Source organism: Rhodoferax sp. BLA1 (genome assembly GCF_013416775.1).
Lineage (GTDB): Bacteria > Pseudomonadota > Gammaproteobacteria > Burkholderiales > Burkholderiaceae_C > Rhodoferax.
On sequence record NZ_SZVI01000013.1, the window covers coordinates 97,519 to 113,589 of the forward strand.

General features: G+C 56.8%; 16 protein-coding genes. 3 read left to right on the forward strand and 13 right to left on the reverse strand.

Translation table 11 applies throughout. The annotated features are described in order from the left end of the window. Positions 1-8: 8 nt before the first annotated feature. The 13 genes from lpxA to rpsB form a co-directional block, all read right to left on the reverse strand. Positions 9-803, reverse strand: coding sequence for an acyl-ACP--UDP-N-acetylglucosamine O-acyltransferase (gene lpxA, locus FDG13_RS15925; RefSeq protein WP_180129901.1), 795 nt, complete (start codon positions 801-803; stop codon positions 9-11). A 10-nt stretch (positions 804-813) separates the two neighbouring features. Further along, the gene (gene fabZ, locus FDG13_RS15930; protein WP_180129906.1) at positions 814-1,251 is read right to left on the reverse strand and encodes a 3-hydroxyacyl-ACP dehydratase FabZ; all 438 of its coding nucleotides are present in this window, start codon (positions 1,249-1,251) and stop codon (positions 814-816) included. 16 nt (positions 1,252-1,267) lie between these two features. Then, complete coding sequence (gene lpxD, locus FDG13_RS15935) at positions 1,268-2,266, reverse strand: UDP-3-O-(3-hydroxymyristoyl)glucosamine N-acyltransferase (RefSeq protein ID WP_180129913.1); 999 nt, start codon at positions 2,264-2,266, stop codon at positions 1,268-1,270. Positions 2,267-2,288: 22 nt separating this feature from the next. Continuing rightward, positions 2,289-2,804 carry an OmpH family outer membrane protein gene (locus tag FDG13_RS15940; RefSeq protein ID WP_180129917.1) on the reverse strand — a complete coding sequence of 172 codons (516 nt, stop codon included), beginning with the start codon at positions 2,802-2,804 and terminating at the stop codon, positions 2,289-2,291. Beyond that, the gene (bamA, locus tag FDG13_RS15945; RefSeq protein ID WP_180129920.1) at positions 2,804-5,104 is read right to left on the reverse strand and encodes an outer membrane protein assembly factor BamA; all 2,301 of its coding nucleotides are present in this window, start codon (positions 5,102-5,104) and stop codon (positions 2,804-2,806) included. The genes FDG13_RS15940 and bamA overlap by 1 nt, the downstream gene beginning before the upstream one ends. Before the next feature lie 45 nt (positions 5,105-5,149). Beyond that, positions 5,150-6,508 carry an RIP metalloprotease RseP gene (gene rseP, locus FDG13_RS15950; RefSeq protein WP_180129923.1) on the reverse strand — a complete coding sequence of 453 codons (1,359 nt, stop codon included), beginning with the start codon at positions 6,506-6,508 and terminating at the stop codon, positions 5,150-5,152. Between the two features lie 21 nt (positions 6,509-6,529). Then, positions 6,530-7,741, reverse strand: a complete 1,212-nt coding sequence (gene ispC / locus FDG13_RS15955; RefSeq protein ID WP_180129928.1) for a 1-deoxy-D-xylulose-5-phosphate reductoisomerase — start codon at positions 7,739-7,741, stop codon at positions 6,530-6,532. Positions 7,742-7,749: 8 nt separating this feature from the next. Next, positions 7,750-8,595 (reverse strand): phosphatidate cytidylyltransferase, encoded by an 846-nt coding sequence (locus FDG13_RS15960; RefSeq protein ID WP_180129932.1) that lies wholly within the window; start codon positions 8,593-8,595, stop codon positions 7,750-7,752. A 6-nt stretch (positions 8,596-8,601) separates the two neighbouring features. Then, a complete protein-coding gene (uppS, locus tag FDG13_RS15965; RefSeq protein ID WP_180129937.1) occupies positions 8,602-9,330 on the reverse strand; it encodes a polyprenyl diphosphate synthase in 729 nt (242 codons plus the stop codon). A gap of 6 nt (positions 9,331-9,336) precedes the next feature. Continuing rightward, on the reverse strand, positions 9,337-9,897 hold the full coding sequence (gene frr, locus FDG13_RS15970) for a ribosome recycling factor (protein WP_180129942.1): 561 nt from the start codon (positions 9,895-9,897) through the stop codon (positions 9,337-9,339). Between the two features lie 55 nt (positions 9,898-9,952). Continuing rightward, positions 9,953-10,675, reverse strand: a complete 723-nt coding sequence (pyrH, locus tag FDG13_RS15975) for a UMP kinase (protein ID WP_180129947.1) — start codon at positions 10,673-10,675, stop codon at positions 9,953-9,955. A 63-nt stretch (positions 10,676-10,738) separates the two neighbouring features. After that, positions 10,739-11,662 (reverse strand): translation elongation factor Ts, encoded by a 924-nt coding sequence (gene tsf, locus FDG13_RS15980; RefSeq protein WP_180129951.1) that lies wholly within the window; start codon positions 11,660-11,662, stop codon positions 10,739-10,741. Between the two features lie 87 nt (positions 11,663-11,749). After that, entirely contained in the window at positions 11,750-12,502 is a 753-nt protein-coding gene (rpsB, locus tag FDG13_RS15985; protein ID WP_180129956.1) for a 30S ribosomal protein S2, read from the reverse strand. A gap of 296 nt (positions 12,503-12,798) precedes the next feature. Between rpsB and FDG13_RS15990 the strand changes: the two genes are divergently transcribed. The 3 genes from FDG13_RS15990 to FDG13_RS16000 are packed head-to-tail and all read left to right on the forward strand — an operon-like array spanning position 12,799 to position 16,015. Beyond that, complete coding sequence (locus FDG13_RS15990) at positions 12,799-13,650, forward strand: HDOD domain-containing protein (protein ID WP_180129960.1); 852 nt, start codon at positions 12,799-12,801, stop codon at positions 13,648-13,650. Between the two features lie 10 nt (positions 13,651-13,660). After that, positions 13,661-14,548: an MBL fold metallo-hydrolase gene (locus FDG13_RS15995; protein ID WP_180129963.1), complete on the forward strand. Its 888-nt coding sequence runs from the start codon at positions 13,661-13,663 to the stop codon at positions 14,546-14,548. A 3-nt stretch (positions 14,549-14,551) separates the two neighbouring features. Further along, positions 14,552-16,015, forward strand: a complete 1,464-nt coding sequence (locus FDG13_RS16000) for an NAD(P)H-hydrate dehydratase (RefSeq protein WP_180129966.1) — start codon at positions 14,552-14,554, stop codon at positions 16,013-16,015. The last annotated feature ends 56 nt before the right edge of the window (positions 16,016-16,071 follow it).

Below are 16,071 nucleotides of genomic sequence, written 5' to 3' on the forward strand. Positions count from 1 at the left end.
CTACCTGGTTAGCGCACAATGCCGCGCTGGGGTGATGATTGCTTCAAAAATGACAGCATCATCTCCACGTCTGACAAGGCCTCTGGGTGGTTTTCACTTAAACCGGCGATGCGCTCCATGGCCACCTGCAAGGTCAGGTCGTCACGGTACAGCGCCTTGTGCATGGCTTTAACGGCCGAGATGCGGTCTGGCGAGAAACCACGGCGGCGCAAGCCTTCAAAGTTCATCGAACGCGCCGCAGCGGGTTGGCCCTGGCACATCACAAACGGTGGCAGGTCGGCAAACAGCAGGGTGCACATCGCGGTCATGCTGTGGGCGCCAATGCGCACAAACTGGTGCACCACGGTAAAACCACCAAAAATAGCCCAGTCACCGACATGCACATGGCCAGCCAGCTGGGTGTTGTTGGCAAAAATGGTGTTGTTGCCCACTTGGCAATCATGGGCCAGGTGCACATAGGCCATCAGCCAGTTGTCGTCACCCACACGGGTCACACCCACATCACCGGGCGAGCCAATGTTGAAGGTGCAGAACTCGCGGATGGTGTTGCGGTCACCAATGACCAGCTCACAGGGCTCATTGGCGTACTTTTTGTCCTGCGGGATGGCACCGAGCGACGCAAATTGGAAGATACGGTTGTCACGACCGATGGTGGTGTGGCCCTCGATCACCACATGCGGGCCAACCGTGGTGCCCGCAGCAATCTTGACGTGGGGTCCAATAACGCTGTAGGGCCCGACGCTGACCGAGCTGTCCAGCTCGGCCGCCGGGTCCACGATGGCGGTGGCGTGGATGGTGGTCATGGTGTTGTCTTCAGCTCACTTTGCGCATGGCACAGGTCAACTCGGCTTCAACCGCCAAATTGCCATCCACTTCAGCACGGGCTTTGAATTTGAAAATGCCGGCTTTCATACGCAGCAGTTCCACCGACAGGATCAGCTGGTCACCCGGCTCCACCGGCTGTTTAAAACGTGCACCGTCGATGCCGGCGAAGTAATAGACCATGTCGTCAGTGGGCGAGGTGTCCAGCGCATCAAAGGCCAGCAAAGCGGCGGCCTGCGCCAGGGCTTCGAGCATCAGCACACCCGGCATCACCGGACGGTGGGGGAAATGGCCTTCAAAAAAGGGTTCGTTGATGGTGACATTTTTCAGGGCCTTGATGGTTTTGCCCTTGTCGATCTCAAGCACGCGGTCCACCAGCAAAAACGGGTATCGGTGGGGCAACTGTTTGAGAATTTGATAGATATCCATGAATCTGACCTTGTTTTTAATTGGAAGAAGGATTGGGAGCCAGCAGCTTGACCTGGGCTTCCAGCGCACGAATGCGCTCGCGCAAACTGGCCAACTGCTTGACAGACGCCGCGTTTTTTTCCCACGCGGCATTGTCGTCAATGGGGAACATGCCCGTGTAATGACCAGGCTTGAGAATCGAGCGGGTGGCCACCGAGGCCGCCGAGATGTTGACCCCATCAGCCAGCGTCAGATGTCCAAGCACCACCGCGCCACCACCCACAGTGCAATGCGCACCAATGTGGGCACTGCCTGCCACACCGGCACAACCTGCCATGGCAGTGTGTTGACCAACAAACACGTTGTGGCCAATCTGGACTAGGTTGTCAAGCTTAACGCCGTCTTCAATCACCGTATCCGCAAGCGCACCGCGGTCAATGCAGGTGTTGGCACCAATTTCAACATCGTTGCCAATGCGCACGTTGCCGAGTTGTTCAATCTTGACCCAGGTCCCGTTGTCAGGCGCAAAACCAAAACCATCGGCACCAATCACCACACCAGGGTGCAACAGGCAGCGCTCACCAATGCTGCAGTTCTCGCTGATGGTCACACGTGACTTCAAGACGGTATCTGCACCGATGCTGGCACCGGCCTCCACCACACACAAGGCGCCAATCCGCGCACTCGGGTGAACAGTGGCCTCAGGATCGATCACGGCAGACGGGTGGATCAAAGGGGCTTCCCGGCGCGGCAGGCTGACCTTCCAGAGTTGGGTGGCACGGGCGAAATACAGATACGGGTTGTCGGTCACGATGCAGTCACCCCGTGCCTGCGCCAGGGTCTGCATCTGCGGACCCACAATGACACACCCTGCCTTGGAGACAGCGAGTTGTTGCTGGTATTTGGGATGACTGAGAAAACTCAGCTGCGCTGGCTGCGCTGTTTCCAGCGGCGCCAGGCCTTCGATCAAGCGATCAGCATCTCCGAACAACACACCACCCAGTGCCTCAACGAGGGTTTCCGCACGCAAAGCCACCTGCGGCCAACCTTTCGCTCGGTTACTTGGCAGGTGTGGCGGCGTTGAGCGCCTTGATGACCTTATCGGTCATGTCGATCTTGGGGTTCACGTAAACCGCGTCCTGAAAAATGATGTCGTATTTTTCAGCGGCGGCGATGTCCTTGATGGCCTTGTTGGCGCGCGCAATCACCTGTTGCAATTCTTCATTCTTGCGGGCGTTCAGGTCTTCCTGGAACTCACGGCGTTTCCGCTGGAAGTCCCGGTCTTGCTCAAGCAGTTGCTTCTGGCGGGTGACACGCTGCACCTCTGGCAAGGTGGGGGCCTCACGCTCAAACGTGTCAGCAGAGGTCTTGATGCTTGCACCCAGCGCCGTTAGCTCTTTCTCGCGCTTGGAAAATTCCTGTTCCAGCTTGGTTTGGGCCGCTTTGGCGGTGGCCGCTTCTTTGAGCACCCGATCGGTACTGACAAAACCAATTTTGACTTCCTCGGCCTGCGCCGAAGCCAAACACAAACCACCCACCAGCACCAAGGCCAGCTGACGTACATATTGATTCATTAGAAACTCGTTCCGATTTGAAATTGCATACTCTGGATTTTATCGCCATCGTACTTCTTCAAAGGTTTGGCAAAGGCCAGACGCAAGGGACCCACTGGCGAAATCCAGCTGATACCCACACCCGTCGAGGCACGCAGCGCGCTGGCGTTTTCGTTGATCGCCAGACCACCGTTGTTGCCACTGACCATACCGGCATCAACAAAACCATACATCCGCAGAGAACGGTCATTGCCAGCACCCGGGAACGGTGTCAGCAACTCCAGGTTGACATTTACTTTGCGGTTGCCACCGATGTGGGTGTCACTGATATCCTTTGGCCCCAGGGTACCGGACTCGAAACCCCGCACCGAGCCCAAACCACCACCATAGAAGTTCTTGAACACCGGGTAAGAGCGCTCACCCATCACTTTGCCCACACCCACTTCGACGTTGAATGCTGCGGTGTACTGCTTGCTCAACGGAAGATACTGCTGGAACTGGTAGGTGGTGCGCAGGTAACGGGCATCGCCGGCAAACGACCACTCGGCATTGGCTTTCTGGTAACGGCCTTTGGTGGGTGCCAAGGCACTGTCGCGGCTGTCACGGGCCCAGCCCATGGTGAACGGGATGGCCGAACTGGAATACCCATATTCATCACCATAGGCTTTGTAAGAGGTGGGCAACAGCGTGCCAGGCTTGATGGTCGTACTCTCGATCCCGGCACCAAAGTACACCGTGTCAATCTCGGTAAAAGGCACCCCAAAACGAATGGCCGCCCCAGAGGACACCAGCTTGTAGTAGTCCTCGTCCTCATAGGGGCTGGAGACTCTACGATACACGTCCAGGGTTCTGGAAACACCGTCATCCGTGAAATACGGGTCGGTGGTACTGATCACCAAGGATTGATTGCTATCGCTGGTGTTGATCTTGATGCCCAGTGAGTTACCGGAGCCAAACGCATTTTCCTGCGACAACCCGAAGGACAAGCCCAAGCCGTCACCGCTGGAAAAACCAGCGCCCAAACTCAGACTGCCCGTGGGTTTTTCGACCACGTTGAGCGTCAGGTCCACCTGGTCTGGTGCCCCAGCCACTTCCTGGGTTTCGACCGCCACATCCGAAAAATAGCCCAAACGGTCGACCCGATCACGAGACAAACGGATCTTGTCACCGTTGTACCAGGAGGCCTCCAGCTGACGGAATTCGCGCCGGACCACCACATCGCGGGTACGGGTGTTGCCAGCCACATTGATGTTGCGCACATAGGCGCGTCGCGACGGATTGGCCTGCAGGGTCAAGGTCACCAGGTTGTTGGCCCGGTCAATCTCAGGCACGGCATCCACCCGGGCAAAGGCGTAGCCAAAGTTACCAAAATAGTCGGTGAAGGCCTTACTGGTTGTGGCGACTTCATCGGCGTTATAGGCCTGGCCGGGGCGAATCGACACCAGAGACTTGAACTCGTCGTCTTTGCCAAGGTAATTGCCAGCCAGCTTGACACCACTGACCACAAAACGTTCACCTTCGGTGATGTTGATGGTGATGCCGATGTCGGTCTTGTTGGGATCAATCGCCACCTGTGTCGAGTCGACCTTGAACTCCAAATAACCGCGCGCCAGGTAATAAGAACGTAGCGTCTCAATGTCAGCATTCAACTTGGCGCGCGAGTAGCGATTGGACTTGGTGTACCAGCTCATCCAGCCACCGGTGTCCAGGTCAAACAGGTCGCGCAAGGTGGATTCACTGAACACCTTGTTGCCCACAATGTGAATCTCGCTGATCTTGGCGGGCTCACCTTCGCTCACGGTGAAGGTCAGGTTGACCCGGTTGCGTTCAATCGGTGTCACCGTGGTCACCACCTGAGCCGCGTACAGACTGCGGTTGATGTACTGGCGTTTGAGTTCCTGCTCAGCGCGATCAAGTTGTGCCTTGTCGAAGGGTCGGCCGTCGGCCAAGCCCACATCACGCAGCGACTTGATCAGCACTTCCTTGTCAAATTCCTTGGTACCAACAAATTCCACGTTGGCCACGGTGGGACGCTCTTCGACCACCACCACCAGCACATCACCATTGATGTCAATACGCACATCCTTGAACAAGCCCAAGGCAAACAGAGCACGAATCGCCGCAGAGCCCTTGTCATCGTTATAAGTGTCGCCGACTTGCACTGGCATGGACACAAACACGGTGCCCGGCTCAACACGCTGCAAACCTTCAATACGGATGTCACGGACAGTGAAGGGGTCAACGGCCCAAGCCGAGGGAGCGGCCAATACCAAAGCGGCCACCGCAGCGAGTGCGTTCAGGCGAAAACGATTGAGTTGCATGGTGAAAATGAAGAAATGTAGGTTGTGCCAACAGCACAACAAAAGTTAACCGAGCAAGCGGGAGAGATCGTTAAAAAGGGCGATAGACATCATCAGGATCAAAAGCGCAATGCCTCCTTGTTGCAGACGTTCCATCCAGCGTTCGGACACCGGCTTACCTGTCGCGCCCTCCCAAAGATAATACATCAGGTGCCCACCGTCGAGCACCGGCAGCGGCAGCAGGTTCAGCACCCCCAAACTGACGCTGACCAGCGCCAGAAACGTCAGGTATTGGATCACACCCATGCCAGCAGATTTGCCAGCATAGTCGGCAATCGTCAGCGGACCACTGATGTTTTTGATGGACGCCTGCCCCACCAACATCTTGCCCATCATCTTGAGCGTCAATACCGAAATGTCCCAGGTCTGGCTCACGCCGCGCCAAAGCCCATCCAGCGGTCCATAACTCACCGTGACCATGGCTGGGCGGGAGCCCACAAAGCCGCCAATACGACCAATGGTCTGACCACCATCAAGCACCAGTTTTGGGGTCACGGACAACTCCAGCAACTGGGTCCCACGCAGCACTTTCCAGCGCTGGGTCTTGGTCTGCCCTTGGCTGGCAACGTTGCGAATGACACTGCGCAGTTGTTGCCCGTCCATGATGGGCTGGCCATCCACCGACTGCACCTCATCACCCTCAAGCAAACCCGCCAGCGCCGCCGCTCCGTCAGCCTGCAGTTCGCCCATGGTTGGGCAAGTCAGGGGAATGGCAATGCCTATGCTTTTGAACAACTCGGCATCCACCTGGCTGCTGTCAAGCGTGGACAAGGACAACTGCACTTCGCGTTCGATGTTGTTGGCACCAGCCACCACCAGGCTGACGTCTTCCCCATCCATGGCACCACGCGTTAATGCCCAGCGAACATCCTCAAACGACCCCACCTCCGTCGGCTCAGCCCCCACGGCGCCCATGCGAAGAACACGTTCACCCCCCTGCAAACCAGCCTTTGCCGCCAAAGAAGCGGCAGGCGGCGGACTCAGAATGGCTTCGGGCAAGAGCACTCCGATCCAGTTGACCAGCGCGTACAACAACACCGCCAGCAACAAATTAGCAGCCGGACCCGCCGCCACTATCGCAGCACGACGGCGCAAGGACTGGGTGTTGAAGGCCATGTGTTTCAGCTCAGGGGCAACCGGTCCTTCACGCTCATCGAGCATCTTGACAAAACCACCCACCGGAAACAAGGCCAACACAAATTCGGTCGACGTCGGCGTGGACTGCCAGCGCAGCAAGGGCTTGCCAAAACCGATGGAAAACCGCAACACCTTGACACCACAGGCCACCGCCATCCGATAGTGACCATACTCATGGATGGCAATCAGCAGCGCTATCGCCACCAGAAATGCGGGAAGGGTCAACATGCGCGAGAGATGGGTCGGCGGTCAGCGGCCAATACGCTGTACCACAGACTCGGCCGCACTGCGCGACACAGCGTCCAGGGCCAGCAAGTCGTCCAGCGAACGAGGTGGGCTGGGAAACACAGCAGCCAAGGTGTCCAGATTGACCGTATGGATCTGATCAAAACGGATTCTTTTTGCCAGAAAGGCGGCCACAGCCACTTCGTTGGCGGCATTTAACACCGCTGTGCTGCCCGGTGCAGCATCCAGCACCGACCAGGCCAGTTTCAAGCCGGGGAAACGTTCTGCATGTCCATGGGAATTTATTGACTCGAAGCTCATGTCTGCCATGCGGCTAAAATCGAGCGCGGTGGCGCCTGAGGTCACGCGGTCCGGCCAGGACAGCCCGTAAGCAATAGGTACTTTCATGTCGGGGGTGCCGAGCTGGGCAATGACAGAATGGTCGCGGTACTGCACCATCGAGTGAATCACGCTTTGCGGGTGGATCACCACCTCAATTTGTGCTGGCCGCACGCCAAACAGGTACTTGGCTTCGATCACTTCCAGCGCCTTGTTCATCATGGTGGCCGAGTCCACCGAAATCTTGCGCCCCATCACCCAGTTCGGGTGGGCACAGGCCTGATCGGGCGTGATACCGGCAAATTCGGCAGGATCACGGCGACGGAACGGCCCACCAGAGGCGGTCAGGATGATCTTGTCAATCTGGTTGGCCCAGGTGCTGGCGTCATCTGGCAACGACTGGAACACCGCAGAATGTTCGCTGTCAATCGGCAACAGCTTGGCACCACCGTCCGCCACCGCCGCCAGGAAATAATCCCCGCCCACCACCAACGCTTCTTTGTTGGCCAACAGCAGGCGTTTGCCCGCACGTGCGGCGGCCAGGCAAGACGCCAGACCTGCAGCCCCCACAATGGCCGCCATGACGGTATCCACCTGCGCATGCTCCGCTATCTCTTCAATAGCTTTTGATCCAGACAGGACGCGGGTTGTAAGGCTATTTTCCTTACATTTCTGCTCAAGAACCCGGCCATGCTCCACACTGGCCATGACCGCAAACACCGGCTTGAATTGCACACATTGCGCCAACATCTTGTCAACCTGGGTCGACGCGCTCAGGGCAAACACCTCAAAACGCTCGGGGTGCAGTGCAATGACTTCCAACGTGCTGACACCAATCGACCCGGTAGAACCCAGAATCACCACGCGTTGTTTTGTCAGTCCGGTTTGTTCTGTCATGAAGCTTCTCAGAAAGATACCAACATCATTGCCAGTGGCAGCGTGGGCAGCAGCGCATCAACCCGGTCCAGCACACCGCCATGTCCGGGCAACAAGGCGCTGCTGTCTTTCACACCAGCACTGCGCTTCACCAGCGACTCAATCAGATCACCCACCACACTCATGGCCGCCATAAACACCACAGCCACCACCATGAAACCCAAGCCGCGTTGACCCAACAGGGTGTAAAAACTCGGTGAGCTGGCGCCATTGGCGGCATCGGCATAACGCCAGATGCAAGCCATCAGGATCACCCCGGCCATACCACCCCAGACACCTTCCCAACTTTTGCCGGGACTGATGGAGACCGCCAGCTTGCGGCGGATGAAACGCCCGCCCAAAGCTCTGCCAGAAAAATAAGCGCCAATGTCTGCCATCCAGACCAGGGCCAGCACCGACAACAGGAAGTTGATACCCAACAAACGCGCCTGCACCACAGCCAACCAGGTCAGCCACAGGGCCAACAAACCCAGCACCAGACGCACCGGACGCACCACCTGAGACCACGCGGCCACGCCCGCTTTGAGCATCCAGGCCCCGGCCAGCACCCAGACCGCACCTGTCAGCAACCAGACACGTGGCCAAGCCTCCGCCAACAAGCCAGACCACCACATCCCGAAACAGGCCAACACACACAAGCCCCCAGCGACCAGTGACGTGGACATGCTCAAGCCGTTCATGCGCGCCCATTCCCAGCCAGCCGCTGCGATAAATAACGCCGCAATCACAAAAAAAGGTTCAGGTTGTGTATAGAAGAGTGCTGGCAACAGCACCATCAGCAGCACCAGCGCGGTCAATACCCGTTGTTTGAGCATGGCAGACTAACGCGACCCCGTCGACGAGGCATCACCATCGAGCTGGTCTGAGGTCATGCCAAAGCGCCGCTCGCGCTGGGCAAACGAGCTTATGGCTTGATCCAGCGCAGCTTCGTCAAAATCGGGCCACAACACATCGGTGAAAAAGAACTCGGAATAAGCGCCTTGCCAGAGCAAAAAGTTGCTCATGCGGTGTTCGCCACCAGTGCGGATCAACAGGTCGGGGTCCGGCACATGTGCCAGTGACATGGCGCCGTTCAAATTGTCTTCGGTGAGGGGCAAACCCTGTTCGGCCACCTTGCGCGCCGCTTGGGCAATGTCCCAGCGACCACCGTAATTAAAACAGGCATTGAGGATCAGCCGGGTGTTGCCCGCCGTGGCCGCTTCACCCTCTTCCATGCTGCGCAGCACCCGCGGTGACAGGCCCCGGCGATCACCGACAAAACGCAACTGAACACCAGCAGCCTTGAGTTGGTTCACCTCACGCGTCAGCGCCATGGCAAACAGGTCCATCAGACCCGACACCTCTTCTGTCGGACGTTTCCAGTTTTCGGACGAAAAAGCAAACACCGTGAGTACCCGAACACCTCTGGCATCACAGGCTTTGGCGCAACGCTTGAGCGATTCAACACCTTGCCGATGTCCGGCAATACGCGGCAAAAACCGCTTATTCGCCCAACGTCCATTGCCATCCATCACGATGGCAATATGGTGAGGCACCTGGTCGTAGGCCATGGCCGGTCAGACCGCCATGATGTCTTGTTCTTTGCTTGCCACCAACTGATCAATGACCACAATGTGTTTGTCGGTCACTTTTTGAATATCAGCCTCGCAGCGCTTTTGCTCATCCTCTGAGGCCAGCTTGTCCTTCACCAGTTTTTTCACCGCTTCATTGGCGTCACGGCGCAGATTGCGCACGGCAATTTTGGCGGTTTCACCTTCGCCCCGAACCACTTTGGTGAGCTCTTTGCGGCGCTCCTCCGACATGGCGGGCATTGGCACACGAATCAAATCACCCATGGACGACGGATTCAGACCCAAGTCGCTGTCACGAATGGCCTTCTCAATCTTGGCACCCAAACCTTTTTCCCAAGGCTGCACACTCAGTGTGCGGGAATCGAGCAAGGACACATTGGCCACTTGGCTGATCGGCACCATCGCTCCGTAATAATCCACATGCACCGTATCCAGAATGGCCGGATTCACTCGCCCCGTACGAATCTTGGTCAAGTTGTGTTGAAACGCAGCAATGGACTGGTCCATCTTGGCTTCGGCAGTCCGCTTGACATCTGCAATTGGCATCTTCTACTCCTCACTCCACAGTCATGACTTCAGCAAAAAGCGAATTGTCGCTCGCTTAGGCGTACACCAGGGTACCTTCGTCTTCACCCAGAACCACCCGCTTAAGTGCACCGTTCTTGAAAATCGAAAAGACCTTGATGGGCAACTTCTGATCTCGACACAGCGCAAAAGCCGTGGCATCCATGATGCCCAGATTTTGCGAGATCGCATCGTCAAAAGATATTTTGCTGTAACGCGTTGCCGTTGGATCCTTTTTGGGATCGGCTGAATAAACACCATCCACCTTGGTCGCTTTGAGCACAATTTGGGCACCTATTTCTGCACCCCGCAGCGCTGCGGCCGTGTCGGTGGTGAAAAACGGGTTGCCGGTACCGGCCGCAAAAATGACCACTTTACCCTCTTCCAGGTATTGCAAAGCTTTGGGGCGGACATAGGGCTCAACCACCTGCTCAATGGCAATAGCTGACATCACCCGAGCCGTCAGCCCGGCCTTGTTCATGGTGTCACCCAAGGCCAGCGAATTCATGACTGTGGCCAACATTCCCATGTAGTCGGCCGTCGCCCGGTCCATACCCACCGAGCCACCGGCCACACCCCTGAAAATATTGCCACCACCAATCACCACAGCCACCTCAACCCCCAGTTGGGTCACTTCCACAATCTCATCCACCATGCGCACGATGGTGTTGCGGTTGATGCCAAACTGGTCATCCCCCATGAGCGCCTCACCTGACAGCTTGAGCAAAATGCGCTTGTAAGCAGGTTTGGCAGTTGTCATGAGACGTTCCTTTTGAATGGGGTTGATGGATAAACGACCTGGGTGGCAGGAAGGAACTGCCGATCAAGCAGCTTGTTTGGCGGCAGCGACCTGGGCAGCCACTTCGGCAGCGAAGTCATCCACCTTCTTCTCAATACCTTCACCAACAACGTACAAGGTGAAGGATTTCACCTGTGTTGCTGCGGCCTTGAGCATTTGCTCAACACTTTGTTTGTCGTTTTTGACAAACGGTTGATTGAACAGAGAGACTTCTTTGAGGTACTTCTGCACACCACCTTCGATGCGCTTAGCCACGATTTCAGCAGACTGCACAGGTTTGCCAGCGGCGGTAGCCACAGCTGCATCTTCAGCTGCTTTGGCAGCTGCCACCGAGCGCTCGCGCGCCACCAGATCGGCAGGCACATCGTCGCTCGACAAAGCCACTGGCTTCATGGCAGCGACGTGCATAGCCACGTCTTTGGCGGCAGCTTCATCACCTTCAAACTCGACCACCACACCAATGCGGGTGCCGTGCAAATAGGAAGCCAATTTGTTACCCGCAGCGAAGCGCTTGAAACGGCGAAAGCTCATGTTTTCACCAATCTTGCCAATTAAACCCTTGCGGACGTCTTCCAAGGTGGGGCCAAAACCTTCTTGCGCATAGGCACAAGCACCCAAGGCCTCCAGATCTGCAGGATTGTTTTTGACAATCAGCAAAGCAGCCGCATTAGCCAAAGCCAAGAAACTGTCATTCTTGGTGACAAAGTCGGTTTCGCAGTTAACTTCCAACAAAGCACCCACATCACCTTCTACGGCGTAAGTCACAACACCCTCAGCCGTCACACGGCTGGAGGCCTTGCCTGCCTTGCTGCCCAGACGCACACGCAAAATTTCTTCAGCCTTGGCCATATCGCCTTCAGCCTCGGTCAGCGCACGTTTGCACTCCATCATTGGGGCATCGGTCTTGCCACGCAGTTCAGCCACCATGCTTGCGGTAATTGCAGCCATTTGTATCTCCGGATTCAGTTCAGTCAGTTAAAAATCGAATTAAAAAAAAGGGGCACCCAAGCCCCCTTTTTTGGGGTCGCAAGAACCTCAGGCAGTCGCCTCGTTCACTTCCACAAATTCGTCAGCACTCTCAGCAGCCACAGCCTTGACCACATCATCAATCGCATTAGCACGACCTTCAATGATGGCATCCGCAATACCACGCGCATACAGCGTCACAGCCTTGGAGGAGTCATCATTACCCGGAATCACATAATCAATGCCTTCAGGGGAATGGTTGGAGTCAACCACAGCCACCAGCGGGATACCCAGCTTCTTGGCTTCAGCAATGGCAATCTTGTGGTAACCCACATCGATGACAAAAATAGCATCAGGCAACACGGTCATATCCTGGATACCACCAATGTCTTTTTCGAGCTTTTCCAGCTCGCGAGCAAACATCAGCTGCTCTTTCTTGCTCATAGCATCCAGACCAGCTTCTTGCTGCGTCTTCATATCTTTGAGACGTTTGATGGAGGTCTTGACCGTCTTGAAGTTGGTCAACATACCACCCAACCAACGCTGATCAACATAAGGCACACCAGCACGTTGCGCCTCAAGAGCCACGGTTTCACGCGCTTGACGCTTGGTACCCACCATCAGCACCGTGCCGCGCTTAGCGGAAATTTGACGCACAAACTTGGCAGCCTCCTGGAACATCGGGAGCGATTTTTCCAGGTTAATAATGTGAATTTTATTGCGATGGCCAAAAATGAAGGGGGCCATCTTGGGATTCCAGAAGCGGGTTTGGTGACCAAAATGGACGCCGGCTTCCAGCATGTCGCGCATAGTAACTGCCATATATAACTCCGAAGGTTAAGTCTAAAATCCAGCTCGTTTTGCATCAACCAAACATCTTTCTGCTTGGCCGCCGCAACACCTTGATGAGGCTGGTTTGCGATTTGCTTTGCACTGTACCAGCGTCTTGCCAGCACCACCTACAAAGCCTGTCAAGTATAGCATCGCTGACGTCCAATCAGCCCCTCGCCCAAACGAGTGCGCGGGTTTAGCCAAGCGACAAATACCCTAGACTATGACCTTGACAGGCAATATTTAAAAAGACGAGGCCGTACGACCCGATGCGCGAGCGCCAGAACATGCAGACCATACCCCCGGATCTTTCTCTGAAACTCGCCAACGCGGTTGACGGCATGCCTGCCTTTCCTAAAAGTGTTGAGAAAATCCTGCAACTCACACGTGACGTGAATTGCACACCCAAAGACATCGTGCAGGTGATTGACAAAGACCCGGTGGTCACCGTCAAGATACTCAAGGTGGTCAATTCGGCCTATTACAGCCTGCCTCGGCAAATCACCTCGGTGAACAATGCCGTGGTGTACCTGGGTTTCAACACCATCAAGAATCTGGCGCTGGCGATCGCAGCCATCGGCATGATGCCCAAACACAATGCGGCTGACTTTGATGTGGACCAATACCTGCTTCACTCACTCTCCACGGCCGGCATCGCCAGAAAGTTAGCGTCCCAAATTGGCGATGCCGACCCGATGGACTGCTTCATTGGCGGCTTGTTACATGATTTTGGCAAGGTGGTGTTTGCCCAGTTTTTGCCCGAAGAATTCCGCCAGGCTTTGCGCCTGAGTCAGACCAACAAGTCGTCCTTGCACGAGGCCCTGCGCCAAACGGTTGGGGTTGACCATGCGCTGGTAGGCGCCATGTTGGTTGAAAAATGGCGCTTTGCACCCGAGCTGATCCACACCATTTCTCACCAGTATGAGGCCAACCAAGTCGATACCGGCCTGTTCGCCTGCGTTTTCACCGCCAACCAGATCAGCAAACAGTTGGGGTTTGGATTTGGTGGCAACCCGTGTATTCACCCACTTCCTGAACAAGTGCAGCGACGTATGGGCGGCACACTGGATGAAGTCATTGCCGCGTCGGATGACTGGAACTCGGTGTTCGACGACGCCAAACTGTTTGCCACCTTATGACAGGCGCTGCATGAGAGTCAAATTTTGGGGTGTCCGGGGTTCTATCGCCTCGCCGGGGCCAGCCACAGTCAGGTATGGTGGCAACACCACCTGCATTGAGGTGCGCACCGACAACAACGAACTCATCATCCTCGATGCTGGCACCGGCATCTTCCCGCTATCCCAGTCCCTGCTGGCCGAGTTACCCGTCACTGCCAATGTGTTGATCACCCATTCACATTGGGACCACATCCAGGGGCTGCCTTTGTTTGTACCCAACTTCATCCCCGGCAATACCTTGCGCCTGCACGGTGCTTATGACCCGGTATCGGGCAAGGGGGTCGAGCAGGTGATGTCGGTACAGCTGCAGTACAGCTACTTCCCGGTGCGCGAGGCAGAGTTAAAAGCTCGCATCGAGTACGTCACCCTGACGCCCAACGAGAGCATCCAAATAGGTTCAGCCACCATCACAGCCTACATGATGAACCACCCGGTGATCGACTTTGGTTACCGCATCGAAGCCAATGGCAAGTCGGTCTTTTTCACCGGCGACCATGAACCCCCGCCCAATATTTACGACCCCGAAGACCCCGAGTTCGCCGAGTACCAGAGCTTTGTCGACGCCAAGACGGCCGACATCCTGCAGGCCATGGCTGGCGTCGACGTTCTGATCGCCGACAGCTCTTACACCCGCGCGGAATACCCAGCCAAAAAAGGCTGGGGGCACGGCACCTTTGACACCAGCATCGAGTACGCCAAACTGGCCGGGGCCAAGATGTTGTTTTGCACCCATCACGAACCAACTCGCAGTGACGACGCACTCGACCAGGTGTTTGAACAGGTGTTACGTGAACACCCGCGCCAAGCCGGAGACCCTATCTACCGACTGGCCAAAGAAGGCGACAGTTACGAGTTCTAGACCGTGCAACTCATCACCTCCGGCACCGACCACCTCTTGCACGGGGTAGCTCAAACACGACAGCTGGAACAATCCCTTGCGCTGACCCTGCCCGCTCACACACTGATGCAGCGCGCCGGCCTGGCGGTTGCGCGTCTGGCTCTGGCCATTGCACCCCACGCACAACGCATCTGGATCGCTTGTGGCCCTGGCAACAATGGTGGCGACGGACTGGAAGCCGCCTTGCACCTGCAGCAATGGGGTAAACACTGTGTGGTGACCTGGCTCGGAGACGCAGGACACGCCCCCGCCGACTCAGCAGCGGCTCACCAAAAACTGCTGGACGCAGGTTTTTCCATTCAGACAAAGTTGCCCAGCGGCCACTTTGACCTGTGCATCGACGCCCTGCTCGGCATCGGCACCAGCCTGCGGGAACCCCAAGGTCCCATGGCCGACTGGATCCGGCAGATCAACGCCCAGGGCGGGCCAGTGCTGTCCGTTGATCTACCGACCGGCCTACATGCCGACACTGGCCAGACCACCCAGCTGTCTGTGCAAGCCAGCCATACCTTGAGCCTGCTCACCCTGAAGCCTGGCCTGTTCACGACCCAGGGACGCGATGCGGCGGGTGCGATCTGGTTCGATGCCTTGGGCGCTGAGAAGCACACACTAGACACAGTGGCACCCCTGGCTCGCCTGAATGCCCGCCCTGTGGTGCATGCCCGACAACACGCCAGTCACAAAGGCAGTTATGGCGATGTGGCGGTGATTGGCGGCGCCGCTGGCATGACCGGCGCGGCCTTGCTGGCCGCCAGTGCGGCATTACATGCTGGCGTGGGTCGGGTGTTTGTAGCACTGCTGGATGAGCAAGCCTTGTATGTGGATGTCCAACAGCCCGAACTGATGTTTCGTGCGTTCAGGTCACTCGATCTGTCCGCAATGACCCTGGTGTGTGGTTGCGGAGGTGGCTCGGCCATCCAGACCGTGTTGTATGAGGTTTTATCGTCTCCATCCCCGATGGTGCTTGATGCAGATGCTCTTAATGAAATAGCAGAAGACAGCACACTGCAAGCCACTTTATCGGCACGCAGGGGGCAGAATGTGGTCACCATCCTGACACCGCACCCGCTGGAAGCAGCCCGATTGCTGGGGGTAAGCACGCATCAGATCCAAGGGGACCGGCTGGGTGCCGTCCAGGCCTTGGCTCAGCGTTTTGACTGCACGGTGGTGCTCAAAGGCTCCGGCACGGTGATCGCTTGCCCCGAGCAAACGCCAGTGATCAACATCACCGGCAACGCCCGCCTGGCCAGCGCGGGCACGGGCGATGTCTTGGCAGGCATGGTGGGGGCGCAACTGACAGCAGGTCACACAGCCTTCGATGCGGCCTGCCGCGCGGTCTACCAGCATGGCCACTTGGCAGACAGCTGGCCGCCAGAGCTGGCTCTGACAGCCAAACAGCTTGCCAACCGTGGCCCAAGCTGCGGATAAACCCCGTCTCCGGTTCACCACGGTGGTGGTGTCAGCCAATGCACCGCAGCCAATAT